Source organism: Euryarchaeota archaeon, from assembly GCA_016207515.1.
In the GTDB taxonomy this organism is placed as follows: domain Archaea; phylum Thermoplasmatota; class SW-10-69-26; order JACQPN01; family JACQPN01; genus JACQPN01.
Genome location: JACQPN010000019.1, coordinates 46534 through 71469, shown reverse-complemented (window position 1 = coordinate 71469; position 24936 = coordinate 46534). Strand labels below are relative to the sequence as shown.

Genomic DNA, 24936 nt, shown 5'->3' with positions numbered 1-24936 from the left:
AACTCTGGAACGAGCAGGGTAAGAAGTCCGTCGTTTGTGGCGAGGACGAGTCGAACCCGTGCGTGTTCGATGATTATGCATGGGTCGATGGAGCCGGTCGTGAAATGAGCCCCAACGCACACGTTTCGTTATTCTATCGCCGCGTGACGGTCGAAGCGGACACTTACCAATCAACAGACCTTGACTCGGGTGGCATCAACGCGCGGGCGTCGGGCGGGAATATCACGGAAATCGATTCGACGGGCTTCGCTCCACGCGCGGCGAATGTCGCCGACCTCGGGGGCGCTTGGATTCCCGTGAAAAGGACGCTCTATGAAGATTCACCTCGAACCACCAAAAGTTACGCCACGAAGCAACCCACACTTCCTCCCGCGGGACCGCTGTCGTTAACCAATACTGAACTCCTGGAAGTGATGTTTTCTCTGGGACTGCCATGGATTGCCTTCGCCCTCTACCGCCGTCTCCACGAGCGTAAGATCCTCGACAACCCGATCCGTCAAGAGATGCTTGCCTTGATCAAGAAGAACCCTGGCATCTCCGTGTCTGACACGGCGCGTCTCTTGAACGTCGATTTCAAGACCGCCCTTCATCATTCTCGTGTTCTCGCCGACTATGGTCACGTCGAGTTGGCGAGGAAGGGTCGTTTCATTCGGTTGTTCGAGAACCACAACTCGTTTGGCGTCAACGAGAAGGGTTACATCCTTGCCTTCGACTCGGAGGTGCGCCGTAAGATCGCGAAGCTTGTGCTCCTCGAGCCGGGAATCACGCAGGCCGAGATGAGGGGACGTCTCGCCTTCGCGAAGAGCACCGTGAACTTCCACGTGTCACGTCTAGCATCGAGTGGGATCGTCCAAGCGCATCCGGAACGACCGGCAGGGTACGTCGTCGGGTCTGAGATCCGCAACAAGGTCATCGATGCGCTGATGACCGCGACCGAAGGATCAATCATCGTCCCGACGACGTCAATCCTCAGCGGTTCCAGTCCGTCCGCGTGAAAGTTTCGAGACCTCGGCGGGCCTGTCACGAAGATCAGGGATATGATGGCCACGCTGGCGAGGAGGACTCGACGGCAGATTTCAAGCGGTGCGAGTCAGATTACGCGATTGCGCCGGCGCTGCGTGAGCGACGCGGCCGTGGGTGAGAAGAGAGCGCACCGACGGGCTTGGCCACCGGTCCAAATCACACCTCGTTTCCCTCCTTCACCGCGCAATTTCCTTTATATACAAACGGTTAAGTAACCGAATCCGAATAGCGGCGCTCGGTGGTGTCCTGTGCCTACTGTACTTGAGACGTACTTCCCTATCCTCGTCTTCGGCCTGATAGTGGCAGGCATCGCCTTCGTCACGCTCAACATCGGGCGCCTCCTCGGTCGGCCGCACCGTCCGGACCGGTTCAAGCAATCGACGTACGAGTGCGGCGAGGAGCCGGTCGGTGACTCGCGGATGGGCGGCGTAGATGTCCAGTATTACATGTACGTCCTGATCTTCCTCGTTCTCGACGTGGAAGTCCTGTTCCTCATCCCATGGGCGCTCCAATTCGCGAAGCTCGGCATCGCCGGGGTGATCGAGATATTCATCTTCGCAGGCCTTCTCCTCGTGGGTTGGCTCTACGCGTGGAAGAAGGGGGCCTTGAAGTGGGCGGAGTAGCGAGCTTGACTGCCGATTGCCTGGAAACTGGCGGCTCAAGCGACATGGTCGCGGCTTGGACACGGCGCTACGGGCGGTCGGGACGCACCCGCGGGCATCTTGTTTTGGAGGCCTGAAGTGGCCCAGATCGTCGAGACCGAGGAGATCGGCGCCGGGGGAGCCGGCGGCGAAGGGATCACCATCACGACACTCGACAAGCTCGCCAAGTGGGGCAGAGCGAATTCCTTGTGGCCGCTCCAGTTCGGTCTCGCGTGTTGCGCGATCGAGATGATGGCGACCGTAGGAGCGACCTACGACATCGCCCGGTTCGGCTCCGAGGTGTTCCGGGCCTCGCCTCGTCAAGCCGATCTCATGATCGTGCCCGGGACGGTCGTGAAGAAGATGGCGCCGCGGATAAGACGGCTTTACGATCAGATGCCCGAGCCGAAATGGGTCATCGCAATGGGCGCTTGCGCGACGTGCGGAGGCCCTTACCAGAACTCCTATTCCGTCGTAATGGGCGTTGACAAGATAATTCCCGTGGACGTCTACGTCCCCGGTTGCCCGCCGAGGCCGGAAGCGCTTCTCGAAGGAATCATGAAACTCCAGCAGAAAATCGTGGAATCGAAGGAGATCTCCATTTCGAGGCGGAAAAGATGAGCGTCGAGACGCCGTCGCCAACCGCGCCCATCCCGAAGCCCGCGGCATCGCCCGCAAGCCCGGCCGCAACCGCGCCGCCAAAGCCCGCGGCCTCGCCTCCCAAGCCGGCGATTGCCCCTCCCGGGCCAGCTCCTCCCCCGCCCTTCCCGTCAAACCACCTGAGCGACCAGTTCGAGGCCGCGTTCAAGGCAGCGATCATCGAGCGCGTCGCACAGACGAACAAGCCGATGTACGTCGTGGATCCGGCCCAGTTCCTTCGGATCATCCGGCACTGCCACGACGTGTTCAGGTTCGAGCATCTCGCATGCGTCACCGGCATCGACATGCCGCCCTCGACCATCGAGGTCGTCTACAATCTCTACAGTTACGAGCACAAGGTCCACCTTGCGGTCAAGCTGCGCCTGCCGCGTGCGAATCCCACGATGGACAGCGCGGTCCCCATCTGGTCGGGAGCGAACTGGCCGGAGCGTGAGATCTATGATCTTCTGGGCGTGACGTTCAACGGCCACCCCGACCTCAAGCGCATCCTCCTCCCGGAAGGCTGGCAGGGGCACCCGTTGAGGAAAGACTACGACAGGTCGAAGGAGCAGTTCGTGAACATCGCTCCAGACGGCGACGACCTCGTGACGACCGACCCAAGCAAGGGGTGGTAAGCGATGGACTCTGGAAATCAGGGGCGCGTCGCGACTCTTGACGGAGCGTGCCCGTGATGCAGGCCGAAAAAGTCCTCACCGTCAACATGGGGCCCCAGCACCCGTCGACCCATGGCGTCTTGCGTCTTCGCGTGAAACTCGAAGGGGAGATCATCCGCGATGTGGAACCGATAATCGGTTACCTCCACCGCGGCGTCGAGAAACTCGCAGAGGACGGTTATTATCTCCAATTCATCCCGCTCACGGACCGCGACGATTACCTCGCCGCCATGCACAACAACATGGGGTTCTGCCGCGCCGTCGAAGAGCTCATGGGGATCAAGACGCCGGAGCGGGCCGAGTACATCCGCGTCATCGCGCAGGAACTGAACCGGCTCGCGAGCCACTACGTGTGGCTTGGGACCTTCGGCCTCGACCTTGGGGCGGTGACACCGTTCTTCTGGTGCTTCCGCGACCGTGAGGAGGTCCTCGGACTACTCGAATCGATGTGTGGAGCGCGCCTTACCTACAGTTACATGCGCTTTGGCGGCGTGCGCTTCGACCTTCCCGACGGCTTCGAGGAGAAGATCGCGGATTTCCTTCCGAGGGCCGAGAAGCGCCTCGCCGAAATGGACCGGCTGCTCACGAAGAACGAGATATTCGTCGCGAGGACGAAGGGCGTCGGCGCGATCTCGAAGATTGACGCGATCAACGCCGGCCTCACCGGGCCCGTGCTACGCGCTTGCGGCGTGAAGTTCGACATCAGGAAGGACGACCCGTACAACGTCTACCCGAAACTCGACTTCGAGGTCCCGACGCGCACCGCCGGCGATTGTTACGCCCGCTACGAGGTGCGGATGGAGGAGATGAAGCAATCCATCAGGATACTCCACCAGGCGATGAAACAGATCCCGCAGGGCCCTTACCTGAGCCCGGATTACGACAACGCCGTCAAACAGATGAAGCTACGGCCCATGAAGGGCGAATCATACGCCCGCATCGAGTCGCCGCGAGGGGAACTCGGCTACTACGTCGTCGCAGACGGCGGCTACAAGCCCTTCCGCGTGAAGATCCGCGCCCACAGCTTCCAGAACCTCTCCGCCCTTCCACAGATGGTACGAGGCCAGAAGGTGCCCGACCTCGTCGCGACGTTGGGTTCCATCGACATCGTGCTCGGCGACATTGATAGGTGACCCGAATGGAGCGCATTGAAACCTTCCGCTGCGAAACACAGGGGTGCCCCAGATCGCGATAGATGTGGAATGGAACGGCGGGCTCATGGGCCTCTTCAACTGGCTCTTGGGCCTCGTCGGTCTCACCATCGACCAGGGGATCCTCTACGTCCTCGTCGTGATCGTCGAAGCGGTCCTCGTGGTCGGGTTCATCCTCACTTTCGCTCCGATCTTTTCCTGGGTCATGCGAAAGGTCATGGCCAGGATGCAGAACCGCCAGGGCCCGATGCGCGTCGGCCCACAGGGCCTCCTGCAGCCGCTCGCCGACGGCGTCAAACTCGCAATGAAGGAGGACGTCGTCCCGACGAGGGCTGACAAGTTCGGTTTCCGTCTTGCACCGTATCTCGTGTTCATCCCCGTGTGCATCGCCTTCGCGCCGCTTCCGTGGTCTGGCGGCATCATCCTTTCCGACATCCGGTACGGGCTTCTCTTCATCATCGCGGTATCCGCGATCGCGCCGCTTGGCGAGATAATCGCAGGTTGGTCGTCGAACAACAAGTTCTCGACGTACGGTGCGCTTCGGGCCGCAGCGCTCGATGTCTCCTACGAGATCCCCATGGTTTTCTCGGCTGCGGCCATCATCCTCCTCGCCGGTTCTGCCTCCACGCAATCCATCGTGGCGGCCCAGGATGGAAGCGTCTGGTTCATCGTCCTTCAACCGCTCGGTGCCCTGATCTTCTTCATAGGGGCCCTTGCGAAGGTCGGCATCGTCCCGATGGATCTGCCGGAGGCGGAGTCCGAGATAGTCGCCGGTTATTTCACCGAGTACAGCGGCATGCGCTTCGGCGTGTTCTTCCTCACGGTGTTCGTGAACATCTTCCTCATCTCCGCCGTCACGGTGACCCTCTTTTTCGGCGGTTGGAGCGGGCCCTTCCTCCCGCCACTCGTGTGGTTCCTCCTCAAATCCATCCTCTTCACGCTTGCCGTGCTCTGGATCTGGTTCACGCTTCCTCGCGTACGTATAGACCAGTTCCTGAAAGTGGGCTGGACGGCAATGTTCCCTCTTTCGATAATCACCGTCGTCATAGCAGCGCTCGAGGTCTACTTCATGAGAGGCGGCCTCGCATGACCATCCCGCTCACGAGTTTCATCAAAGGCTTCGCGGAGACCATCTCGCGCGCCTTCGAGAAACCTGTGACGATCCAATACCCCGACGAGTTCCGTGAGATCTCCCCGCGTTTCAGGGGCCGCGTACAACTCCGGCCCGAGGCCTGCATCGGCTGCACGCGCTGCTCCGACGTCTGCCCCAACGCAAGCTGTACGATGGAGAAGGGCGAGGCGCACTCGAAGAACCGTCGCGGCCTTTTCCCTCAAGTCGAGATATCCCGGTGCATGTACTGCGGCCTTTGCGAAGAGGTGTGCCCGACCGACGCGATATACCTCTCCAACGAATTCCGACTCTCCCACTACACGCGCGGTTACACGGATTATGACAGCAAGGAACTCGCCGCGAACGAAGGCGCCAACCGTTTGAAGAGGTCCGACCATGTTTGAGGAAGCGGTCTTCGCGGTGCTCGCCGCGATCATCCTGGGCGCGGCCGTGATGGTACTGCGCTCGCGTGACCTCATCCACGCGACGTTCTGGCTTTCGATGACGCTCATCGGCGTGGCCGGCCTGTACCTGAGCCTCAGCGCGGAGTTTCTCGCGGTGGTCCAGGTCCTCGTCTACGTCGGCGCGGTGGTCACGTTGATCCTCTTCACGATACTCCTCATCTCGCCGGAGGAAGCCGAGATGGAAGCAAAGGAAACGCCGACGGAGCGTCTCCCGCCGCCGGCGGCCGGAGCGAAGGTGCCCTTGCCGGAGGAACCGTTATGAGCGCAAGCGGATCCAAGCGGGCGGGGGCGCCTCCCGTCGTGCCGCTCAAGGAGGATCTCAAGACCTTGGCCGTGGGCCTCGTCTTCGTCCTCGTCTTCCTATCGGTCGTCAACATCAACCTCGTCGCGTTCTCACAGGGGAAACCGGATTGGGTGAGCGTCTGCAAGGCGTGCCCAAGCCATTGGACGAGCGGGACCGGGGGGATGGAGGACATGGGACTTCTTGCGGCCGACATCTTCGGCAAGTACGTGCTTCCCTTCGAGGTGCTCTCGATCGTGCTCCTCGTGGCCCTCATCGGAGCGATAGTCATCGCGAGAAAGGAGGCATCCTAGGTGGCAGCGGTGCCCGTTTATTGGTATTTCGTGCTCTCGATGGCGCTTTTCTCGCTCGGGGCGTACGGTTACATCTCGCAGAAGTCGGGGATCAAGGTCCTCATGTCGATAGAGTTGATGTTGAACGCCGCTGCGATAAACTTCGCGGCCTTCTCCAACGTCTTCGGGGCACAGGACGGATATGTGTTCGTGCTCTTCGTGATAGCCATCGCCGCCGCAGAAGCGGCCGTAGGGCTTGCGATCTATGTGAACCTCTTCCGGACGCGTAAGACGATCACGATCTCCCGCGTCGACTCGTTGAGGTGGTAAGTTGATCGAGAACGCGTGGCTCATCCCCGTCCTTCCCGCGGCCGCCTTCCTCATCATCGGGGCTTTCACGATGATGAAGCGCGAGCTTCCGGAGGGCGGGGGCCCCATCGCGCTTCTTGGCGTGGGCGGCGGTTTCGTCGTCTCGATAGGCGTGGTCCTCGACGTCTTGGGAGGCAAGGTCGAATTGCCTTACCACGCGACGGCGAGTTGGTTCGTGTCGCCGCCGTACACGTTCACCGTAGGGATCTTCATCGATCGGCTCACGGCGTTGATGCTAATCGTCGTGGGGCTTGTTGCGACCTTGGTGGTCGTCTACAGCCATTCCTACATGCGCGAGGAAGGCCTCGGCCGGCGGCGTTACTACGCGGAGATATGCCTCTTCGTCTCGTCGATGCTCGCCCTCGTCATCGCTGACAATTATCTCGAGGTCTTCATCACTTGGGAGCTCGTCGGCCTTTGCTCGTACCTGCTCATCGGATACTGGTACAAGAAGCCCGAAGCCGCCACCGCCGCCAAGAAGGCGTTCCTCGTCACCCGCATCGGCGACATCCTCTTTCTCATCGGCATAATCATCCTGCTTGCGACATTCAAGACGTTCGACTTCACGACGCTCTTCTCCATGACGGTCCCCGCGGATCAGACCCCGATCCTCACTATCGCGATGCTCTGCATCTTCGGCGGGGCCGTGGGGAAAAGCGCCCAGTTCCCGCTTCACGTCTGGCTACCGGACGCGATGGAGGGCCCGACGACCGTCTCGGCCCTCATCCACGCCGCCACGATGGTCAAAGCGGGCGTCTACCTTGTCGCGCGCTCGTACCCGTTGTTCACGCAAGCCCCCGACGCGCTCATGTGGGTGGCGATCATCGGCGGCTTCACGGCGTTCCTCGCGGCGTCCATGGCGCTCGTCGCATACGACATCAAACGGGTCCTCGCCTACTCCACCGTGTCGCAGCTTGCGTACATGTTCCTCGGTCTCGGAGCCGGCGCGGCCCTCGTCGGCACGACGGTCGCGGCCGAAGGGTGGACGACGTCCCAGTTCCACCTCATGAACCACGCGTTCTTCAAAGCGCTCCTGTTCCTGGGGGCGGGAAGCGTGATACATGCCGTGCATACGAATGATATGCGTGAGATGGGGGGGCTCCGCAAGTTCATGCCTGTCACCGCGATCACGTTCCTTCTCGCGTCGCTCTCGATCGCCGGCATCCCGCCGCTTTCCGGATTTTGGAGCAAGGACGAACTGCTCGCGACCGTTTTCCTTGCGACAAGCCACCCGACGTACGGGACGACGTTCCTCATACTGTACGTCCTAGGCGTCCTGACCGCGCTCATGACGGCCTTCTACATGTTCCGGCTCTACTTCATGACGTTCGAGGGAAAGCACCGGGGCGCGACCCACGTCGCGCACCACCCCGGCGAACATCACGGCACGCCGCATGAGTCCCCGTTGAAAATGACAGGACCACTCCTTGTCCTGGCCGTCCTCGCCGTGGGCAGCGGATTGTGGGCGGTGTCCACTGGCGGGTTCGCCTCGACGTTCCATGTGGGCGAGGCCGAGCACCATTCGGCCGGTTTCGGCGAGATCCTCGCCGAGACCTTTGCAAGTCCTCTCACCTACGTGAGCATCGTCGCCGGGGTCGGCGGCATCCTCCTTGCGTACCTCGTCTACTCGAAGGGCTCCATCGACCCCGACCACGTGAAACGGACCTGGGGTGCGCCTTTCCACCTTGTCCTCACCAAGAAATACTACATGGACGACCTCTACGGCGCATTCGCAAATCGCGTGGTCCTCGGCGCCGCCGCGGTCATCGACTGGTTCGACGAGCACGTCATCGACGCGGTCGTGAATGGGATCTCGACCACCGGGCAGTCCGGCTCCGAGAGTGCCAGAAAGCAGACGAGTGGCAACGTACAGGACTATGCCGCTTGGATGATCGGCGGCCTCGTGGTGCTCTTCATGTTCGTCATCTACATCGTGCCAAGACTGCCGCGGGGAGGCCTCTAGCATGGCCACCGATTACATCTCGTTGGCCCTCGCGATACCGTTCGTCGGCGCTGTACTTCTCTTCCTCGTCGGCAAGAACAATACAATCGTGAAGTACACGGCGTTCGCAGTCAGCCTCGTCGCCTTGGCGGTCTCGAGTTGGATGTGGCTCAACCTCAACACGCGCATACCGTACGATTATGTGGCGACGTATCCGTGGATCCCAACACTCGGCATCTCGTACTCGGTCGGCCTCGACGGGCTCTCCATGCCGCTTTTTTGGCTCACCGCCCTTCTCACGACGCTCTCCATCTGGTTCTCGTGGGACGTCACGGAACGGACGACCGAATTCTTCGCGCTTCTTCTCGTTCTTGAGACGGCCGTCATGGGCGTCTTCTCGTCTCTCGACTATTTCCTGTTCTACATTTTCTGGGAGGTGGTGCTCATCCCCATGTACTTCATCATCGCCATATGGGGCGGTCCCCGGCGGAAGTACGCGGCGATCAAGTTCTTCGTCTACACGTTCACCGCCTCGCTCGTGATGCTCCTCGGCTTCATGGCCATCTACTTCGAGACGGGTGTGGGAACTTTCTCGATGGTGGAGATAGCGAAGGCCGCGCCGCTTATCCCACATGCAACTCAGATCCTCATCTTCGGCTCCCTTTTCATCGGCTTCGGCGTGAAACTCCCGATGGTCCCGTTCCACACGTGGCTCCCCGATGCCCACGTGGAGGCACCGACGGCCGGTTCCGTGATGCTCGCCGGCGTTTTGTTGAAGCTCGGCGCATACGGATTCCTGCGGATCGCGCTTCCCGCCCTTCCGTTCGGCGCCCAATGGTTCGTCCCGTGGTTTCTCGTCATCGGCATATTGTCCATCCTCTACGGCGCGATGATATGCCTCTCACAGAAGGACTTGAAGAAGCTCGTCGCCTACTCTTCCGTGTCGCACATGGGCTTCGTCTTCCTTGGCATCGCGGCTAGTCTCGTTACCGGCGACCCCATCGGCATCAACGGCGCCATCTTCATGCTCTTCGCCCACGGCCTCATCTCGCCGGCCCTCTTCATGATGTGCGGTCTCGTGGGGCACGCCGCCGGGACGAGGCAGATTCCCGAACTAGGGGGCCTCGCGCAGAAGATGCCCAACGCCACTTTTGCGATGGTCGCCGCGAGCCTCGCCTCGTTGGGGCTTCCCGGGATGGCGGGTTTCGTCGCCGAACTCCAGGTCTTCATCGCCACGTGGGACGCCTTCGGATGGGTGATAATCTTACCGATCGCCTCCGTCGCCGTCACCGCGGGTTACTACCTGTGGGCATTGGAACGGTCGTTCTTCGGACCGCTCACGACAAAGGTCGAGACGCACCATCTCACGGATTGGCACGCGTTCGAGGCCATTCCCCTCATGATACTCATCGTGTTGATTGTCGGCTTTGGGCTCCTCCCGTCGTACCTCAACGACTTCAGTAACCCTGCAACGGCCGCGATACTCGCGGCCGCGAGAGGTGGACTATGACGAGCGAGGCCGCCCTTGCACCGGAGCTACTGCTCTTGGTCTTCGCCGTGGCCCTTCCCGTCGTCGGCCTCTTCGTGGAGAACAAGAGGCTTCTTGCTTGGATGACGGCGCTCGCCCTCCTTATCGCGGGCTGGTGGACCTTCGGGACGCTTTTCCCTTCCGGACTCACGTCGTGGATACCGGAGGCGACGCTTGCGGGCCCGCTGCTTTTCGGCGTCTACGAGATCACCCCCTTCGCGCAAGTGATGAAACTCATCTTCATCGCCGTCGCTTTCCTCATGGTGCTTGGAAGCCCCGCATACCTCCAGAGACTCAGCGGGACCACTGCATCGTCGAGGAACGTCGGGCGCGGTAACGAAGGCGAATACTACGGTCTCATCATCTTCAGCACGGTCGGCATGATGGTCATCGCCTCTGGCCGCGAACTATTGACGATATTCCTGGGGCTCGAACTCGCGTCCTTCGCCACTTACGTTCTCGCGACCTACCACAAGAAGGACGCGAGGTCGCCGGAGCGAAGCGTCGAGCCACTGGTCGACCCGTCGCGCGGCGACGCCGGTCATGCGATGGAGGCCCATCGAGGACCTTCGGCGACCGCTTCCCCCGGGGAGGCCTCCGCCTCCGCGGAAGCCGGGATGAAGTACTTCATCGTCGGGGCGTTGTCGAGTGCCCTCATCCTCTATGGCATCAGCATGATATATGCCATCACCGGCACCACGGACATCGCCGCGATATCACGGCTTCTCACGGGCGCGCCCGCGTTCAACCCTCTTCTCGTATTGTCCACTATCCTGCTCCTCGCCGGCTTCGGCTACAAGGTGGCGATGTTCCCGTACCACCTCTGGGCCCCTGATGTCTACGAGGGCTCGCCGACGCCGGTCTCAGGCCTTCTTGCGGCCGGTACGAAGAAGGCGGGTTTCGCAGCACTCTTCAAGATACTCTTCATCGCCCTCATAGGAGTCAAGGCGAATTGGGACGTCGCCATCGCCATCTTCGCGATACTCACGATGACGGTCGGGAACCTCGTCGCCTTGAGCCAGACGGACATCAAGAGGATGCTTGCGTACTCATCCATCGCCCAGGCCGGTTACATCCTTATAGCGTTCGCCGTTGGGACCGTGTACGGTGTCACAGGCGGAATCTTCCAGATCCTGACGCACGCGCTCATCACGATGGGCGCTTTCATCGTCGTCGCCGGGCTCGCCGTTTCTGGTTTCTCGGGCAGGATCGAGGATTTCCGAGGCCTCGGAAAGAGAGCGCCTCTCATCGCGTTCGCCATGGCGCTTTTCCTCATCTCGCTTGCGGGCCTCCCGCCGCTCGCGGGCTTCGCGTCGAAGTTCGTGCTGTTCTCCTCCGCCGTTTCGGTGGCGGGCCTTCCCGGGAAGGAATGGCTCCTTTGGTTGGCCATCGCCGGGATATTGAATAGCGCGCTTTCGCTCTTCTACTACGCCCGGGTCGTGCGTTACATGTACGTCGAGGAGACGATAGCGACCGGGCCCATCGCGATGCCGAGGGGCGTCACGGCGGCAGTCGTCCTTGCGATGATCGCCGTCGTCGTCATCGGCGTCTACCCGAATCCCATCATCGAGTTGTCGACGCGGGCGGCGCAGAGCCTCCTTGTCCTCGCCCCGTGATGGCGCTTTTCGTAGTTCCACTGCTTTTCGCGACATCAGCATTGACCGAAAATCGACGTTTTCGCCGACTTTGGCGAGCGCTTCACGCTTTTGAGCCACATCGTCGGCACCCCGCCACGAGTGCCTCAAAGACCGGGGCCGACCCCCGGAATCATTTGAGACCGATGCGTCGTCACCGGGTCACGGATGCCTTGGGGGCGGACATGTTAGGGTCGCGGCGCGAAGGGTCCGATGCGTGACCGATGATTCGCCGGAACCGTTTTTCTGACGTATTCGCGGCCTCCCGTCAAGCATATGCTTTCGCTATTTTCGGACAAGTTTACCATCAAAACGCAACATATTTAGACCGCTGGGCCCTTATCCCTATAGCAGCGCGTGCCTTCATCTTTCAGCCTCCCAATAATTTTAAAGCCGCGCTGCCTCCCTTTCGACCCACTTTTGAGTCTATGACGTGGTGGACGACGGTAACGCACTGATCGGCATGGAGTGACAGGGGCCCCAAACGGATCCGCACGGCGTCTCCGGCTCGAAGAAGTCGTAGATCCGCTTCATCGACATCCGTGTGTCCGCCGAGGATGACCACAGCCTTCTCGAAGGCGGCCCTGTCCAGGTCCTCGCCACCCTCCGACAGGATCACACGCGTGAGGTCGGAGAATTCGGCTTTGAAGAGCGCCTCGTCCGCAAGCGCCACTGCGATGCCGGTTGCCACTTCCAGCCAACCGCCCGGTCCCACGGGGACGCGCGAAGCGGCCTGGACCAGGGTAGCGGCGCTTCGCTCGTCGGGGTTCAGGTTCTTCAAGGACGCCCCGTCGAAGCGCAGCACCTTCATGGGCCCCGGAGGACCGCGAAGAAGAAGGTACACCGCCGTGTCTTTCCTGATGCCGTTGGAGATCAGGAGCCCGGTCGTGAGGCAACGGGCCAGGACGTCGAGCCGGCCACTTGTTCCCGGGACGTCCTTGAGGTTGAAATCGCCGTCGGTGCGGGCCTTGTGCCCCACGATGAGGAACCGGCGCGCCCAAGTCGAAAAGGGAGGGCCCGCGGGGCCCGGTCTTGCCGGGGTCGAAGCGTCTTCCACGACTGGCGAAGCCCTTCCCACGGTTATTCCTTGCCGCCTCCACCGGCAGCGACGACGGCTGGTTTAAGCCCGCCCCGCCCGATGCCGCGGTGTGGCCCCGAAGCAATCCCGCCTCGGCGAGTTCTACCAAAGCGCCAAGGGCCACCCGTCGCCCGCCGCACCCGCCGACGCCCCGTTCAAGATCGTGGACGGCCACGTCTCGCATCCGATGATACGGGCCGGGGCCGTCGAGGCGCGCGAGTACCAGGTCGCAATCGCTGCGCGGGCAATACGGGAAAACCTCCTTGTCGTCCTTCCGACGGGCCTGGGAAAGACGGTGGTCGCGGCGTTGGTCATCGCGGACGCGATAATCAAGTCCAGCGGCGGAAAAGTGTTGTTCTTGAGCCCGACGCGTCCCTTGGCGCAGCAGCACAAGGACTCCATGCTCGCCCTTATGAAGGAGACCCCGACATCCCTCTTCACTGGAAGCGTCCCCGCCCAAGAGCGCAAGGATCTGTGGGACGCCTCGCGCATCGTCCTTGCAACGCCGCAGACCGTCCGAAACGACCTTGAGGCAGGACTCTACACGCTCGACGATTGCGTTCTCGTCATCTTCGACGAGGCCCACCGGGCGGCCGGCGCCTATGCGTACGTGGACGTGGCCGCACGCGCTCTCTCTGTCCCCGAGCCCCCGCGACTCCTCGGGATAACGGCGTCTCCAGGCTCATCGAGGGCAAAAATCGAGAACGTGATGGCGGCCTTGGGGCTCACGTCCGCCGAGATCCGCACCGAGGCGGACGCCGATGTGGCCCCGTACGTGGCGACGATCGACGCCGGGATCGTCCGTGTCGAACTCCCCGGGTACATGAAACGCCTCGCGACGCATTTCGATGCGACATTGCGGGAACGCGTGAAGAGACTCCAGGCCAGAGGTTTCGTGCCCCCTAAGCCCCCCGAGTACGTCGGCAAAGGCGACCTCATCAAAGCGGGCAACGCCCTCCGGGCGGCGATAGGCCGCGGGAACAAGACGCTCTTCCCCCTCCTTCAAGACCAGACCATCGGCGTCCACGCGGCCCATTGCCTCGAACTCCTTGAGACCCAAGGCACCCTTCCGTTGACGGATTATCTCGATCGCATGGCGAAGAAGGAGAAACCCGCACGCTCCGAGGCGACCTTCCTCAACGATCCTCGCATCGTCGAAGCGAGACGGAGCCTCCAAGACTTTCCCTCGACGTCGCACCCGAAGATGAGCGCGCTCCTCGAGATAGTCAAGGCGCAGCTTGCCGAGAGTACGTCTAGCAAGGTGATCGTCTTCGTCCAGTACCGAGACACGATCCGCGTGATCATGGAGATGCTCGACGCGATGCACATCTCGGCAACGCGCTTCGTGGGGCAAGCGAGCCGAAACGAAGGCGACGAGGGCTTGAGCCAGGAGCGCCAGCGCGAGATACTGGACGAGTTCCGGACTGGCGGCTTCAACGTGCTCGTAGCATCGAGCGTCGCCGAGGAGGGACTAGACATCCCCGCCGTCGACCTCGTCGTCTTCTACGAGCCCGTCGCCAGCGAGATACGGACCATCCAGAGGCGTGGACGCACCGGGCGCGGTCGGATCGGGCGCATCGTCGTCCTAGTCGCCACGGGAACACGCGACGAGGCGTTCCTTAGGATAGAGGCGAAGCGGGAGGAGAGAATGGGGAAGATCGTGCGCAAGATGTCGCGGGGCCCTCCGCGTGGATAGCGCTTTTCCAAATATTTCCGAGACTTCACGCCATGGAGGCGATAGTTCGAATCAGTCGCCGTCGACGAACTCCACGCCGTCGAGGCCCTTGAAGTCCTCGTCCCCGGTGAGGAGAACCAGCTCGTTGGCCTGCGCGGTCTCGTAGATGAGCGCGTCCATGAGACCCATGTCGCGTTTCCTTTTCCGCTGCGCGGCACGCGTCCGACCCGCGGCGTCCGCGATCATCGGGTCGGGATCGAGGATCGTCGAGTGCATCGCTATGAAATCGATGCAACGGTCGGAATCGTCGTGCCCGCTCCGCCTCACGACGTCCGAGACCTCGGCCAGGGTCAGAAGACTGCTGTAGTGCTTGCGCCCCTCGAGAATCGGTTTCAGAACCCTAACCTCCCCACCGAGGTACTCGACCCAGCACCAAGTGTCGATGAGGTACGTCAGAGCTTCCAACCGTCCGTCCGTTCCTTTCCGCGGGTTTCCTTCTTGGCCTGGGCCGTCCAGCGCGGAAGATCCGAAAAGGCTCCGAACATCGACTCGGGAAGGTCCTTCTCCTTCCTGAAAAGGATCCTCACCAGGTCGCTGAAGTTCTTCGCCTTGTAACGGTCGCGAAGCTCTCCGAACAACTGGCGGGCGTTCTCATCGAGAGCGACGGTCGTGACCGAGGAAGCCATCGATATGTTATATATTATAACATATATTTATGCATTTCCGAGGGGGCGCTCTGGCTAACGGTCCAGTAATAGGTGCGATGAAAAGGTACAGGAAAGCCGGTTTTCCCTACCTCACGATCCCCATCGCCTGCAGGACGAACAGTAGCAGCGCGAACCCCATGGCCCCGTAGAGCATCAGCATGTACTGCTTGCGTTTCTTCTGCATGTCCTCTTGGTCGCCCTTGCACTTGTCGGAGCAGGTCTTATCGCCGAACGTGACGACCCGTCCGCACATCAGGCAATGTCCGTGGTTGACTATGGTGTCTGTCATTAGATGGGCCTCGATTCGAGAATGGGATTGTGGCTCTGCCGAATGGGCGTCTCCATGCGCTTGTCACCGTTTCGCGGGTTCGACCAGTGAGCCCGGGAAGTCCTTGCCGAGGATCGCCTTCGAGAGCGCTTCGAGATCCTTTCCGTTCACGATTCCGGTCGGGATGCGGCTTCTTGCGATGAGGCGCGCGGCCAGGGGGTCTACCACGCCAGCGCTTCCCGCCGAGGCGCTCATGGTGAATGTGATGCGGACCAGTTCGTCGGCGGTGAGCTTCGTGAGTTTCTTCGCCGCCGGGTTCGTCTTCGGGTCCGAATCGTAGACCGCGTCCACGTTAGTTGCGATCACGAGTCGATCCGCCCGGATCTTCTCGGCCGCCATCGCCGCGACCGCATCGGTCGTGTGGCCCGCGTGCGTCCCGCCCATGATGACCACGTCCTGGTGCTTCAACGCCGTCAGCGCCTCGTCGAACGTGTGCGCTGGCCGCTGATATGCTTGTGGAATGGCCGCGATGAGGATACGTGCGTTGATGCGGGTCACGTCGATGCCCAGGTCGTCAAGCGTCGCCTCTTCGGAGCCGAGGTCCCGGGCTGCGGCTATGTACCTGCGCGCCGTGCTTCCGCCCCCGACGACGATCACCAATTTCGCCGTCTTTGAAGCGTCGGAGATGACTTTTCCGACCTGCCTCGCGTAAGTGGGCGAAGGGCCGTTCTCATCGATGAAGACGGAACCGCCGATGGAGACCGCGACCCTGACGCCGCTCATCGGACTCGCAATGGGCGCCCCTTTAATAAAGATACTTTAAAGACGGCTTCCCTCATAGACGCGGCCAAACATGGCTCAGGAGTTGGACCCGGAAAAGCAGCGGGCGCGCTACGAGTTCAAGAAGGCGCTCGAAGAGCTCCAGAAGATCAAGGGGCGCGGCACTGAGATGGTGAGCGTCTACATACCGCCGGGTAAGCTCATCAGCGACGTTTCGGGCTACCTTAGGAATGAATACAGCCAATCGAGCAACATCAAGTCGACGCGTACGAGAAAGAACGTGACAGGCGCCATCGAATCCATACTTTCTCGCCTCAAACAGTTCAAAGCCCCGCCGGAGAACGGGATGGTGATATTCACCGGCGCCAAGGCCGTTGGAAACGACCAGACGCGCATGGTCCAGCTTGTCGTCATCCCCCCGCAGCCGCTCCCTTCGTTCATGTACCGTTGCGACAGCGAATTCTTCCTCGAACCGCTCCTCTCCATGCTCTCCCATACCGAGACATATGGGCTCCTCCTCGTAGATCGAGGCGAGTGCACGATCGGATTCTTGCGCGGCGAGCGCATCGAGCTCGTGAAGAACTTCGAATCGAACGTCCCAAGGAAGCACACGATGGGGGGCCAGTCGCAGCGCCGTCTCGAACGCCTCATCGAGGAGGCGGCCGACAATTTCTTCAAGAAGTGCGGAGAGCAGGCGTCCACGATATTCCTCGCCGAAAAGGAGTTGAAAGGCGTCCTCGTTGGCGGTCCCGGAGCGACCAAGAACTACGTTGTCGACGGCGGGTTCTTCCATCACGAGATCCAGAAGAAGATAATGGAGACGTTCGACACCGGCTACACGGACGAGCATGGACTACGGGAACTCGTCGAAGCGGCGCATGAGACCCTGAAACAAGTGGGACTCACCCGCGAGAAGGACCTCTTGGGCAGGTTCATGCGCGAGATCGTGAGGGAGCACGGGCTCGCGGCCTACGGCGAGGCCGAGATCCGGCGCATGATCGAGATTGGCGCGGTGGATGTGCTCATCCTCTCCGAGCGCCTCCGTAAGCACCGGGTCCGCGTCGAATGCGGCAACTGCGGCGACAAGACCGAGCACACGGTCGGTGATGTGGACACCTTCGAGAACAGTCTTGGCCCTTGCGAAAAATGCGGCACGTCGCAACGCACGATCGGCGGTCAGGTGGACATCGTCGAGGAGATGTCCGACCTCGCCTCGACGCGGGGCACTCGCGTGGAGATAATCGCGGGGGACACGTCCGAAGGCGAGACGTTCACGAACGCCTTCGGTGGGATGGGCGCGATCCTACGGTTCCACGTGGGACGCGGTCAGTAAGGCCTCCGCCTCGACGATGAGGCGCACCATCCGCCTTGCCGCGCGCGCCCGTCGCCTCCCGTTGACGCTCCGACCCGATCGTCACACGGGCCCTTATCATTCTTATATCCGTTCCCCACTTCGTGAGCCCGTGAGCCACGATCCGCTGGGCGATTTCCACGACCGGGTCCGAAACGCTCTCCAAGCGGCCTTGAACGATGCCGGGTTCGACCACGACGTGCCGCCCCGACTCGACACAGCACCCGAGGGAAAAGGCGACTTTGCGCTTCCGTGCTTCCCGATCGCCAAGAAAGCGCGCCGCGCCCCGCCGCACATCGCTGGAGAGGTCGCCGCCCGCTTCAAGATGGATGACGCCACGGCCGCCGCCGACGGGCCTTACGTGAACGTCACCCTCCGCACCGAATACCTCGCCAAGGCAGCCCTCGGGGCGCTTCAGGCCATGGGCGAGCGTTTTGGCGAGCATCCGGCGAAGAACGTCAAGGTCATCGTCGAGCACACGAGCGCCAATCCGAACGGGCCGTTCCACGTCGGGCGGGCCCGTAACCCGATCGTCGGGGATTCCATCGCGCGCGTGTTGAAAGCGGCGGGGCTCGAGGTCGTCACCGAGTACTATGTCAACGACATGGGAAAACAAGTGGTCTTGCTCACCTGGGGCCGGATGAATCTCAAAGCCGGCGACGTCGCGCCTTCAACGAGGGCAAAGGGCGACCACGCGCTCGTCTCATACTATCAGAAGGCCCACGAGCTCGCAGAAAAAGACCCGGAAGTCGAGCGTGCCGTGAACGAGATGCTACGACGGTTCGAAAACGGCGACAAGGATGTCGCCAAGGACATCCGTTCCAGCATCGACGCGGTCTTGGGTGGAATGCGCGAGAGCCTTTCTCGCCTCAACGTGATGGAGCAGCAATTCGCCTGGGAGAGCCAACACGTGCTTGGAGGCGCCGTGAACGAAGTGGTCGCAAGCCTGAAGGCGACCGGCAAGACCGTCGAAGAGGGCGGCGCATTCCACATCGAGATGGCGCCCTACGGGATCCAAGGCAAGAACACGAAATGGGTGTTCGTCCGAAAGGATGGGACGACGCTTTACACGACGCGCGACCTTGCCTACCACGCGGACAAGTTCAAGCGCGCTGGACCGGGCGGCCGCGTGGTCGACGTCTTAGGCGAGGACCACAAGCTCACGGTCCAACAATTGAATGTGGGCCTTCACCTCCTTGGCGAAGCGCGCGAACCGGAGGTCGTCTTCTACAGTTTCGTGAGCCTTCCAGAGGGGAAGATGAGCACGAGGCGTGGACGCGTCGTGTATCTTGACGACCTCATGGACGAGGCCCATGAACTCGCGCTCGAAGAGGTGAAGAAGCGCAGGACGGGCGACTTGCCGCCGGAGAAGATGGACGAGATCGCGGAAGTGGTCGGGATCGGCGCCTTGAGATTCAACATCGCGGCCGTCCAAGCGGAGAAGGCCATAACCTTCCGTTGGGAGGAGGCGTTGGACTTCGAAGGTGCCTCCGCGCCGTTCGTCCAGTACAGCCACGCCCGCTGCGCGAGCATCCTCAGGAAGGCCGCGGAGGAGAAGACGGCACCGCGCGCCCACGATTCAGTGCCGTTGGAGGCCGCTGAAGTGAGGCTCCTCACGACTTTGGCGCGGTTCCCGCAGGTGGTCGCGGATTGCGCCGCGACGCTACGCGTCCACCAGATCGCGATGTACGTGCTCCAGTTGTCGCGCGATTTCAACGTGTTCTACAGGGATTGCCCCGTCCTCCTCGCCGAGCCAGATGTCCGCGAGAATCGCCTGTTCCTCGCAGAGTCGACGAAGACGGTGCTGCGTAACGGGCTCGATCTTTTGGGTGTGCGCGCGCCTGACACGATGTAACCGCAAGGGGTAACAAGAGACCGTTTCCGGACGGTGAACGGCCGCCTTCGCTAGTGAAAGCGTAGTCATAGTTCCCAGAAAACTTATGAACCCACAAGCGGTCTCAGAACCAACGGCGTCCGAGGCTCGCCGTAAGGGAGACACACATAATGTCCAACAGAACGACCGCTCAATCACGCTTGCTTAAGTCCCTATTACTTGCCATGCTGGTCTTTGCCGCGCCTTTCGCGGCTCTTGCTGGCCCGATTGCTGCGGCGACAGGTCCCACAGGTTGGAACTTTGACGATGGTGTCCAAGGATGGGCTGCGACACGGTTCGTCGGGGCTTCGCCTTGTGGCACGGGGCTATTCACGGGTCAAGCTGGGCTTAACCTCAATGGCGCCACGTGGGACCCGGCGGCCCCCGCAGCGCCTGGATGGCACCTGTCAGAATTCGGGGCACGCGACGGGTCTCCCCTCGGGTGGATTTTCGATCGAGAACTGTTCGCCTTCTACGGTGATTGCGAAGATACAAAGCTCGACAGCCCGTCGCTTGATCTCGGCGCGACGCCGGACGTTCAGCTCACGTTCTGGCTCCGCGGGGCGGTCGAACTCGATTTCGACTTCATGTACGTCCTTGCCAGTGGCAATGACGGCGCCTCTTGGACGCAGGTCGCGGAATTCACTGGCGACAAGGGCGACTGGGCGCAGTATACCGTGCCCCTCGGGCCGGCCTCCGGCTCTGCCTCGGCAAAGGTCAGGTTCCATTTCGTTTCTGATTTCGTAACAATCCTCCCGGCGGAGGGTTACGCCCTTGACGACATCGCGATTGTCGCGGGCGGGGGATCGGCCGGCCCTACTGTCTCGCTCACGGCGGATGACAGGAACATCGACGAGGGTTCGAGCATCACCTACACTGCGACGGTGACCGCGGGGGACAACGCCATCTCGACGGCGACCCTCGAATTCGGCGACGGGGCATCGACGAGCCTCAGTGCGGGCACGACCGTTGTCTCACACACTTACACGCTGCCAGGCGTCTACAACGCTGAGATAGGCGCGACGGACACGGCGTCGCTCAGCGACTCGGCGCTTCTCACGGTCACGGCCGAAGAGACCGATCCCTACGGCCCGCGCGTGGTCGTCGCGGTCGTCGACACGGGCGTAAACCCGTACCACGAGACGTACAGGCGCGCTGGCGTCAACCTGCCGCTTGGCGACTTCTTGAACGCCTCCGATTCCGCTGCGCCGCGCGTCGTTAACCTCAACTTCACAAACGACTTCGGCAGCGCTGTCGCCTCGGACGCCGGCAACTGGGCGGGCATCCCGTCCCACGAACTCGTCTACTTCGCGGGCACCAACGTCCTCGCGATCTCAATGGATGCGCGGCCCGAGACGGTGAAGATACGGGACCCGCAGGGTCACGGCACGGCGACGACGTCGACCGTCCTCGACGCGTTCCCGGGTGCGATAATAGTCCAAGTGCAACCTGAGACGGACGGGACCGCCGTTGACCTCCTCACACTCGCCGAAGGGGTCGAGTGGGCGGCCGAGCAGCCGTGGATCGACGTGATCAGTATCTCCGTGGGCGCGGCCGGAAACGTCCCGCTTGGAGGACCCGAGGTCCCGGAGGCCACGAAGAAGGCCTACGACGCGGGGAAGATAATCTTCGTGAGCGCGGGAAACGACCCTTCGCCGCTTCCCACCGATTCCCTCGACGGCGTCCCATGGGTGATCTCCGTCACGGGGACGCAGGAAGGTGGGCAGGGTCGCGAGATAATGGCGTCCACCGTCTATCCGGACATCGCAAGCAACTACACTGTGACGGCGGCGGACCGCACGTCGCACAATGCGACCGTCGAGACCGGAGGCACGAGTTTCTCTTGCCCGACGGCGGCCGGCACCACGGCAGGCGCGATTTATGCGTTACGCGCGGCGAGCGGTTACACGGGTGGCATCAGCGGCGGGGACTTCGTCCCGTCCATGGGAGTCGGTAACGTCGAGATGCGCGCTGCATTGAACAAGAGCGCCTACTACAACGATTGGCTTGAGACGGGCACGGTCTACTTGGCCGGTCTCCATTGGAACGGCGACGTCGGCGTGGTGCCTGTGGCACCCTGGGCTGAAATCGGCTGGGGCCACATCGACGCACGGTCCACCGACGACATCGTGGCCGTCGTTCAAAGCGGCGACTACTCGATACCAGCGCCGCCGGCCGTGAAAGGGCTCGCCAAGCCATACATGGAGGCGAACCACGCGGTGCGCGAGGCCTATTGGCAGGGGACGTCCGTTCCGGTGGAAGGTCCCGGCCCCGAACTCAACGTGGTGGCCATAACGCCCATCGAGACGCCACACCCGTACCCGGCCGATGCGAACGTCGTCTGGACGAGGACCGTCCCCGGGGCCTCCGCCGTGAGCGCCCACTTTGAGGACTTCGACGTCGAAACGAGCTTCGACTTCGCGAGTGTGGAGGACGCTGCGGGAACCGTGTTCGGCACCTACAGCCTTGAGGGTGGCCTCGACTTCTGGTCGACCTACGTGCCTGGTGACACGCTGGTCGTGCGTCTCACGTCCGACGCCTCCGTCCAATTGAACGGCTTCGTCGTCAACGAAGTGGACGCGCCGAGCGCGTAGGAAAGGATCAATTGCGGGGCGGTACCGTACTGCCCCGCCAAAATCTTCTTATAATATATTCCTAATCGTCGAGCGGTAGGCATGTCAAAACAAAAAAACGCCATCCTCGTGATTACCCTCGCGGGCTTCCTTGTGATCTCCGCCGCCGGACTCGTCAGCGCCGATAGTACGTTCGCCATGAGCTTCAAGGACATTAGCACGATCATCGTGACGCCGAACAGCGGAAAACCGAACGAATTCACCGTCGACCAGGGCGCCGATGTGGTAATCAACGTGACCAACGACGATAAGGACTTGCCGCACAACCTGTGGTTCGTCGAGGCGCCATACAACGCCTATCACACGAAGAACCTCAACGGCGGCCAATCCGAAAGCGTGGCGTTCAGCGCGTCGAAGGCCGGGACCTTCGGGTTCCTTTGCAATCTCCACCCCTCCACGATGACGGGCAAGATGACCGTGAAGGCCACTGGCGGGAACACAGCCACGGACAAGAAATCGCCAGGGTTCGAGGCGTTCGCGATTCTTGGCGCCGCGGGCATCGCGCTCGTCGCGCTGCGCCGCCGCGTTTGAGTTCACGACTACGCGGCACAAGAGGCGGTTTTTTCTACCCACAATGCCCTCCAGCGGCCGCCATGAAACGCCCCGTGCTCGGCGTCGCAGCGCTTCTTTTCGCAATGGGAGTGGCGGGTTGCCTTGGGACCGGCCCGACCGGCTACACCGGCCCTTTCGACCACACGGGCGCGTGTCCTGTGGACAAGGCCGGGGTCCTCGGAAACCGCACGGCCTTCGAGTTCTCGGCGGCGAGGATGGATCACGCCGCATCGAACCGTCTTGCGATCATCTGCACCACGACGGGGTGGTTCGTCGCGGAGCTCTTCGAGAACAAGGCGCCGATCTCGACTGCGAACTTCATCAAGTACGCGTCCGACGGGTTCTACGAGGGCACGGTATTCCACCGCGTCATCGACAATTTCGTGATACAGGGCGGTGGGGTCTTGGCAAACGGTACCGAAAAACCGACCACATACCCTTCGATCGAACTGGAGAACCAGACCGGGTTACGCCATTGGGACGGAGCGTGGGGCATGGCACGCGAGACCGAACCGGATACCGCGACGGCGCAGTTCTACGTCTGCGACGGGCCGCAGCACAGGCTCGACGACGACAACTTCAAGATCCAGTACAGTGGGGCTCCCGGGTACGCGGTCTTTGCGCAGACGATAGACGGGATGGAGATCGTCGCGGCGATCGCATCGGTCCAGACGGACAGTGCCGATAGGCCGATCCAAGACGTGACGACCACGCGTGTCACTATCGTTGGGCAATGAGCCCCCGAGCACAAGCCACACTCTTTATCTTGCTATGGAGGCGTCCAACCCTGGATAGCGTTCCAGATCGAGCTGCTCCCCGACCTCGCCTCCGTCGTCGGCATGATGTTCCTCGCCGTCTTCCTACTGGGACTGAACCTCAACCACCGCGTGAATAGGGCGCTCTCCGGTGTTTTGGGGGTCACCGGCTTCTTCACGGCGATCGGGGGGTCGATCTCTCGGTTACGCCTTCATCCGCCTTGATGAAGGACCTCGCGATCAAACGCGCGTTCACGTAGGACTCGGATTTCGCCAAGGCTTGCTTCGAGATGATCAGGTGGCGGCGCCGAAGAAACCCTTATACGCCGCTGCGCTTTAGCCGCCCTTCGTGGACCAGGCTCTTCGCCAGATACTCGAAAAACAGGGCTACGGCCTTGTGGGCGAGCACAGCGGGGTCAAGGTCTGCCACTGGACGAAGTCGATGCTTTCCGGTGGAGCGGGTTGCTACAAGCACCAGTTCTACGGCATCGAGAGTCACCGCTGTCTTCAGATGACGCCGGTCGTCAATTACTGCAACAAGACCTGTCTTTATTGCTGGCGTTTCCAAGGATGGGACGACAAGTTGGCCGGGCACTGGGACGAACCGGGGTTCATAATAGAGGAATCCATCAAGCAGCAGCGGCGACTCCTTTCAGGCTTCAAAGGCGACCCCCGCGTGTCGAAGGAGCGCTTCGCCGAAGCGCTCCAACCGCGCCACGTCGCCATCAGCCTCACGGGCGAGCCCACTTTCTACCCGAAGCTCGCGAAGTTCATTTCGGAGATGCACGACCGCGGCGTGTCGACGTTCCTCGTGACGAACGGAACGACGCCAGAGATACTCGCCACGTTGGACCCGCTCCCGACACAGTTGTACGTGAGCCTCGACTCGGTGAACGAGACGATGTTCAACTCACTCGGGGTCCCGACCACGAAAGACGCGTGGGCGCGTGTCATGAAGACACTGGAGATCCTACCGTCGCTTGAATGCCGAAAGGTGATCCGGCACACGATAATCAAGGGATGGAACATGGACGCGACGGCCGAGTTCATTGAACTCGACAAGATCGCCAAACCTGATTTCATCGAGTGCAAGGCATACGAGTTCGTGGGACCCTCAAGGACGCGCATGTCATGGGACAATGTGCCAAGCCCCGAAGAGGTCGCCACGTTCTCGGAGGAGATCGCGGCCGCAACGGGCTATGGTCTCGAGGATTTCAATCGGCATTCACGCGTCGCACTCGTAATGCGGCCGGGGGCAAAAAGGATGATCGACTTTTCGGCGATCCGCGCGGGGCACGGGAAGAAGACCCTTGCGCCGATCGAGGTCGGCTTCGAAACGCAGGTGGCCGCGGAAGGAGCGACGGAGCTCCCGCCTGGCGTGACCGTGACGTTCGGCTGACGGAACCCGTGGATTGGTCGCGGCCAACTATCCGACTTTTCCAGACTTTCAGGCGAGGTCGCTTCGGCGCTGCCGCCGTGCGTTTCCGGCGACCGGTCGAGGATCAAATGACCGGG

The 24936-nt window shown here is 61.7% G+C and carries 26 protein-coding genes; 20 read left to right on the top strand and 6 right to left on the bottom strand.

The annotated features are described in order from the left end of the window. Nucleotides 1-104 precede the first annotated feature (104 nt). The 13 genes from HY556_07850 to HY556_07790 all read left to right on the top strand — a co-directional run bounded on the left by HY556_07850 (nucleotide 105) and on the right by HY556_07790 (nucleotide 11731). Complete coding sequence (locus HY556_07850) at nucleotides 105-995, top strand: winged helix-turn-helix transcriptional regulator (GenBank protein ID MBI4393690.1); 891 nt, start codon at nucleotides 105-107, stop codon at nucleotides 993-995. Nucleotides 996-1271: 276 nt separating this feature from the next. After that, nucleotides 1272-1646: an NADH-quinone oxidoreductase subunit A gene (gene ndhC, locus HY556_07845; GenBank protein ID MBI4393689.1), complete on the top strand. Its 375-nt coding sequence runs from the start codon at nucleotides 1272-1274 to the stop codon at nucleotides 1644-1646. 126 nt (nucleotides 1647-1772) lie between these two features. After that, nucleotides 1773-2285, top strand: a complete 513-nt coding sequence (gene nuoB, locus HY556_07840) for an NADH-quinone oxidoreductase subunit NuoB (protein ID MBI4393688.1) — start codon at nucleotides 1773-1775, stop codon at nucleotides 2283-2285. Further along, complete coding sequence (locus tag HY556_07835) at nucleotides 2282-2938, top strand: NADH-quinone oxidoreductase subunit C (GenBank protein ID MBI4393687.1); 657 nt, start codon at nucleotides 2282-2284, stop codon at nucleotides 2936-2938. Before nuoB ends, HY556_07835 begins: the two co-directional genes overlap by 4 nt. Nucleotides 2939-2985: 47 nt before the next feature. Beyond that, complete coding sequence (locus HY556_07830) at nucleotides 2986-4110, top strand: NADH-quinone oxidoreductase subunit D (protein ID MBI4393686.1); 1125 nt, start codon at nucleotides 2986-2988, stop codon at nucleotides 4108-4110. Nucleotides 4111-4153: 43 nt separating this feature from the next. Next, the gene (nuoH, locus tag HY556_07825) at nucleotides 4154-5218 is read left to right on the top strand and encodes an NADH-quinone oxidoreductase subunit NuoH (GenBank protein ID MBI4393685.1); all 1065 of its coding nucleotides are present in this window, start codon (nucleotides 4154-4156) and stop codon (nucleotides 5216-5218) included. Next, on the top strand, nucleotides 5215-5643 hold the full coding sequence (locus HY556_07820; protein MBI4393684.1) for an NADH-quinone oxidoreductase subunit I: 429 nt from the start codon (nucleotides 5215-5217) through the stop codon (nucleotides 5641-5643). The genes nuoH and HY556_07820 overlap by 4 nt, the downstream gene beginning before the upstream one ends. Beyond that, the gene (locus HY556_07815) at nucleotides 5636-5965 is read left to right on the top strand and encodes an NADH-quinone oxidoreductase subunit J (GenBank protein MBI4393683.1); all 330 of its coding nucleotides are present in this window, start codon (nucleotides 5636-5638) and stop codon (nucleotides 5963-5965) included. Before HY556_07820 ends, HY556_07815 begins: the two co-directional genes overlap by 8 nt. After that, nucleotides 5962-6297 (top strand): NADH-quinone oxidoreductase subunit J, encoded by a 336-nt coding sequence (locus HY556_07810; protein MBI4393682.1) that lies wholly within the window; start codon nucleotides 5962-5964, stop codon nucleotides 6295-6297. Before HY556_07815 ends, HY556_07810 begins: the two co-directional genes overlap by 4 nt. Further along, nucleotides 6298-6606, top strand: coding sequence for an NADH-quinone oxidoreductase subunit NuoK (gene nuoK, locus HY556_07805; GenBank protein ID MBI4393681.1), 309 nt, complete (start codon nucleotides 6298-6300; stop codon nucleotides 6604-6606). A gap of 1 nt (nucleotide 6607) precedes the next feature. Further along, on the top strand, nucleotides 6608-8608 hold the full coding sequence (gene nuoL, locus HY556_07800; GenBank protein ID MBI4393680.1) for an NADH-quinone oxidoreductase subunit L: 2001 nt from the start codon (nucleotides 6608-6610) through the stop codon (nucleotides 8606-8608). A gap of 1 nt (nucleotide 8609) precedes the next feature. Then, complete coding sequence (locus HY556_07795) at nucleotides 8610-10097, top strand: NuoM family protein (GenBank protein ID MBI4393679.1); 1488 nt, start codon at nucleotides 8610-8612, stop codon at nucleotides 10095-10097. Continuing rightward, nucleotides 10094-11731: an NADH-quinone oxidoreductase subunit N gene (locus HY556_07790; protein MBI4393678.1), complete on the top strand. Its 1638-nt coding sequence runs from the start codon at nucleotides 10094-10096 to the stop codon at nucleotides 11729-11731. Before HY556_07795 ends, HY556_07790 begins: the two co-directional genes overlap by 4 nt. A gap of 388 nt (nucleotides 11732-12119) precedes the next feature. Here the strand turns inward: HY556_07790 and HY556_07785 are convergent, their stop codons facing one another. Beyond that, a complete protein-coding gene (locus HY556_07785; protein MBI4393677.1) occupies nucleotides 12120-12806 on the bottom strand; it encodes a tRNA (pseudouridine(54)-N(1))-methyltransferase TrmY in 687 nt (228 codons plus the stop codon). Nucleotides 12807-12897: 91 nt separating this feature from the next. On the opposite strand from HY556_07785, the gene HY556_07780 reads away from it, so the two are divergent. After that, nucleotides 12898-14523: a DEAD/DEAH box helicase gene (locus tag HY556_07780; GenBank protein ID MBI4393676.1), complete on the top strand. Its 1626-nt coding sequence runs from the start codon at nucleotides 12898-12900 to the stop codon at nucleotides 14521-14523. Nucleotides 14524-14574: 51 nt separating this feature from the next. Here HY556_07780 and HY556_07775 read toward each other — a convergent pair whose 3' ends face one another. From HY556_07775 to pyrH, 4 genes are all read right to left on the bottom strand, one after another. Beyond that, nucleotides 14575-14967 (bottom strand): PIN domain-containing protein, encoded by a 393-nt coding sequence (locus HY556_07775; GenBank protein ID MBI4393675.1) that lies wholly within the window; start codon nucleotides 14965-14967, stop codon nucleotides 14575-14577. After that, nucleotides 14955-15188 (bottom strand): hypothetical protein, encoded by a 234-nt coding sequence (locus HY556_07770; GenBank protein ID MBI4393674.1) that lies wholly within the window; start codon nucleotides 15186-15188, stop codon nucleotides 14955-14957. The genes HY556_07775 and HY556_07770 overlap by 13 nt, the downstream gene beginning before the upstream one ends. 106 nt (nucleotides 15189-15294) lie before the next feature. After that, nucleotides 15295-15498 carry a DUF2116 family Zn-ribbon domain-containing protein gene (locus HY556_07765; GenBank protein MBI4393673.1) on the bottom strand — a complete coding sequence of 68 codons (204 nt, stop codon included), beginning with the start codon at nucleotides 15496-15498 and terminating at the stop codon, nucleotides 15295-15297. 63 nt (nucleotides 15499-15561) lie between these two features. After that, nucleotides 15562-16260, bottom strand: coding sequence for a UMP kinase (gene pyrH / locus HY556_07760; GenBank protein MBI4393672.1), 699 nt, complete (start codon nucleotides 16258-16260; stop codon nucleotides 15562-15564). A gap of 70 nt (nucleotides 16261-16330) precedes the next feature. Between pyrH and prf1 the strand changes: the two genes are divergently transcribed. The 5 genes from prf1 (at nucleotide 16331) to HY556_07735 (ending at nucleotide 23403) form a co-directional block, all read left to right on the top strand. Beyond that, entirely contained in the window at nucleotides 16331-17590 is a 1260-nt protein-coding gene (prf1, locus tag HY556_07755; GenBank protein ID MBI4393671.1) for a peptide chain release factor 1, read from the top strand. 130 nt (nucleotides 17591-17720) lie between these two features. Next, nucleotides 17721-19463 (top strand): arginine--tRNA ligase, encoded by a 1743-nt coding sequence (locus HY556_07750; protein ID MBI4393670.1) that lies wholly within the window; start codon nucleotides 17721-17723, stop codon nucleotides 19461-19463. A gap of 203 nt (nucleotides 19464-19666) precedes the next feature. Next, complete coding sequence (locus tag HY556_07745) at nucleotides 19667-22075, top strand: S8 family serine peptidase (GenBank protein ID MBI4393669.1); 2409 nt, start codon at nucleotides 19667-19669, stop codon at nucleotides 22073-22075. Between the two features lie 81 nt (nucleotides 22076-22156). Further along, nucleotides 22157-22645 (top strand): cupredoxin domain-containing protein, encoded by a 489-nt coding sequence (locus HY556_07740; GenBank protein ID MBI4393668.1) that lies wholly within the window; start codon nucleotides 22157-22159, stop codon nucleotides 22643-22645. A gap of 62 nt (nucleotides 22646-22707) precedes the next feature. Next, on the top strand, nucleotides 22708-23403 hold the full coding sequence (locus HY556_07735) for a peptidylprolyl isomerase (GenBank protein ID MBI4393667.1): 696 nt from the start codon (nucleotides 22708-22710) through the stop codon (nucleotides 23401-23403). A 32-nt stretch (nucleotides 23404-23435) separates the two neighbouring features. Here the strand turns inward: HY556_07735 and HY556_07730 are convergent, their stop codons facing one another. After that, on the bottom strand, nucleotides 23436-23600 hold the full coding sequence (locus tag HY556_07730) for a hypothetical protein (protein MBI4393666.1): 165 nt from the start codon (nucleotides 23598-23600) through the stop codon (nucleotides 23436-23438). A 170-nt stretch (nucleotides 23601-23770) separates the two neighbouring features. Here HY556_07730 and HY556_07725 point away from each other — a divergent pair, with 170 nt between their 5' ends. After that, nucleotides 23771-24820, top strand: a complete 1050-nt coding sequence (locus HY556_07725; protein MBI4393665.1) for a 4-demethylwyosine synthase TYW1 — start codon at nucleotides 23771-23773, stop codon at nucleotides 24818-24820. The last annotated feature ends 116 nt before the right edge of the window (nucleotides 24821-24936 follow it).

Coding starts and splice junctions, on each gene's coding strand:
- HY556_07850 (MBI4393690.1), top strand. CDS start 105: ATGAGCCCCAACGCACACGTTTCGTTATTCTATCGCCGCGTGACGGTC.
- HY556_07835 (MBI4393687.1), top strand. CDS start 2,282: ATGAGCGTCGAGACGCCGTCGCCAACCGCGCCCATCCCGAAGCCCGCG.
- HY556_07820 (MBI4393684.1), top strand. CDS start 5,215: ATGACCATCCCGCTCACGAGTTTCATCAAAGGCTTCGCGGAGACCATC.
- HY556_07815 (MBI4393683.1), top strand. CDS start 5,636: ATGTTTGAGGAAGCGGTCTTCGCGGTGCTCGCCGCGATCATCCTGGGC.
- HY556_07810 (MBI4393682.1), top strand. CDS start 5,962: ATGAGCGCAAGCGGATCCAAGCGGGCGGGGGCGCCTCCCGTCGTGCCG.
- HY556_07795 (MBI4393679.1), top strand. CDS start 8,610: ATGGCCACCGATTACATCTCGTTGGCCCTCGCGATACCGTTCGTCGGC.
- HY556_07790 (MBI4393678.1), top strand. CDS start 10,094: ATGACGAGCGAGGCCGCCCTTGCACCGGAGCTACTGCTCTTGGTCTTC.
- HY556_07770 (MBI4393674.1), bottom strand. CDS start 15,188: ATGGCTTCCTCGGTCACGACCGTCGCTCTCGATGAGAACGCCCGCCAG.
- HY556_07765 (MBI4393673.1), bottom strand. CDS start 15,498: ATGACAGACACCATAGTCAACCACGGACATTGCCTGATGTGCGGACGG.
- pyrH (MBI4393672.1), bottom strand. CDS start 16,260: ATGAGCGGCGTCAGGGTCGCGGTCTCCATCGGCGGTTCCGTCTTCATC.
- prf1 (MBI4393671.1), top strand. CDS start 16,331: ATGGCTCAGGAGTTGGACCCGGAAAAGCAGCGGGCGCGCTACGAGTTC.
- HY556_07745 (MBI4393669.1), top strand. CDS start 19,667: ATGCTGGTCTTTGCCGCGCCTTTCGCGGCTCTTGCTGGCCCGATTGCT.
- HY556_07740 (MBI4393668.1), top strand. CDS start 22,157: ATGTCAAAACAAAAAAACGCCATCCTCGTGATTACCCTCGCGGGCTTC.
- HY556_07735 (MBI4393667.1), top strand. CDS start 22,708: ATGAAACGCCCCGTGCTCGGCGTCGCAGCGCTTCTTTTCGCAATGGGA.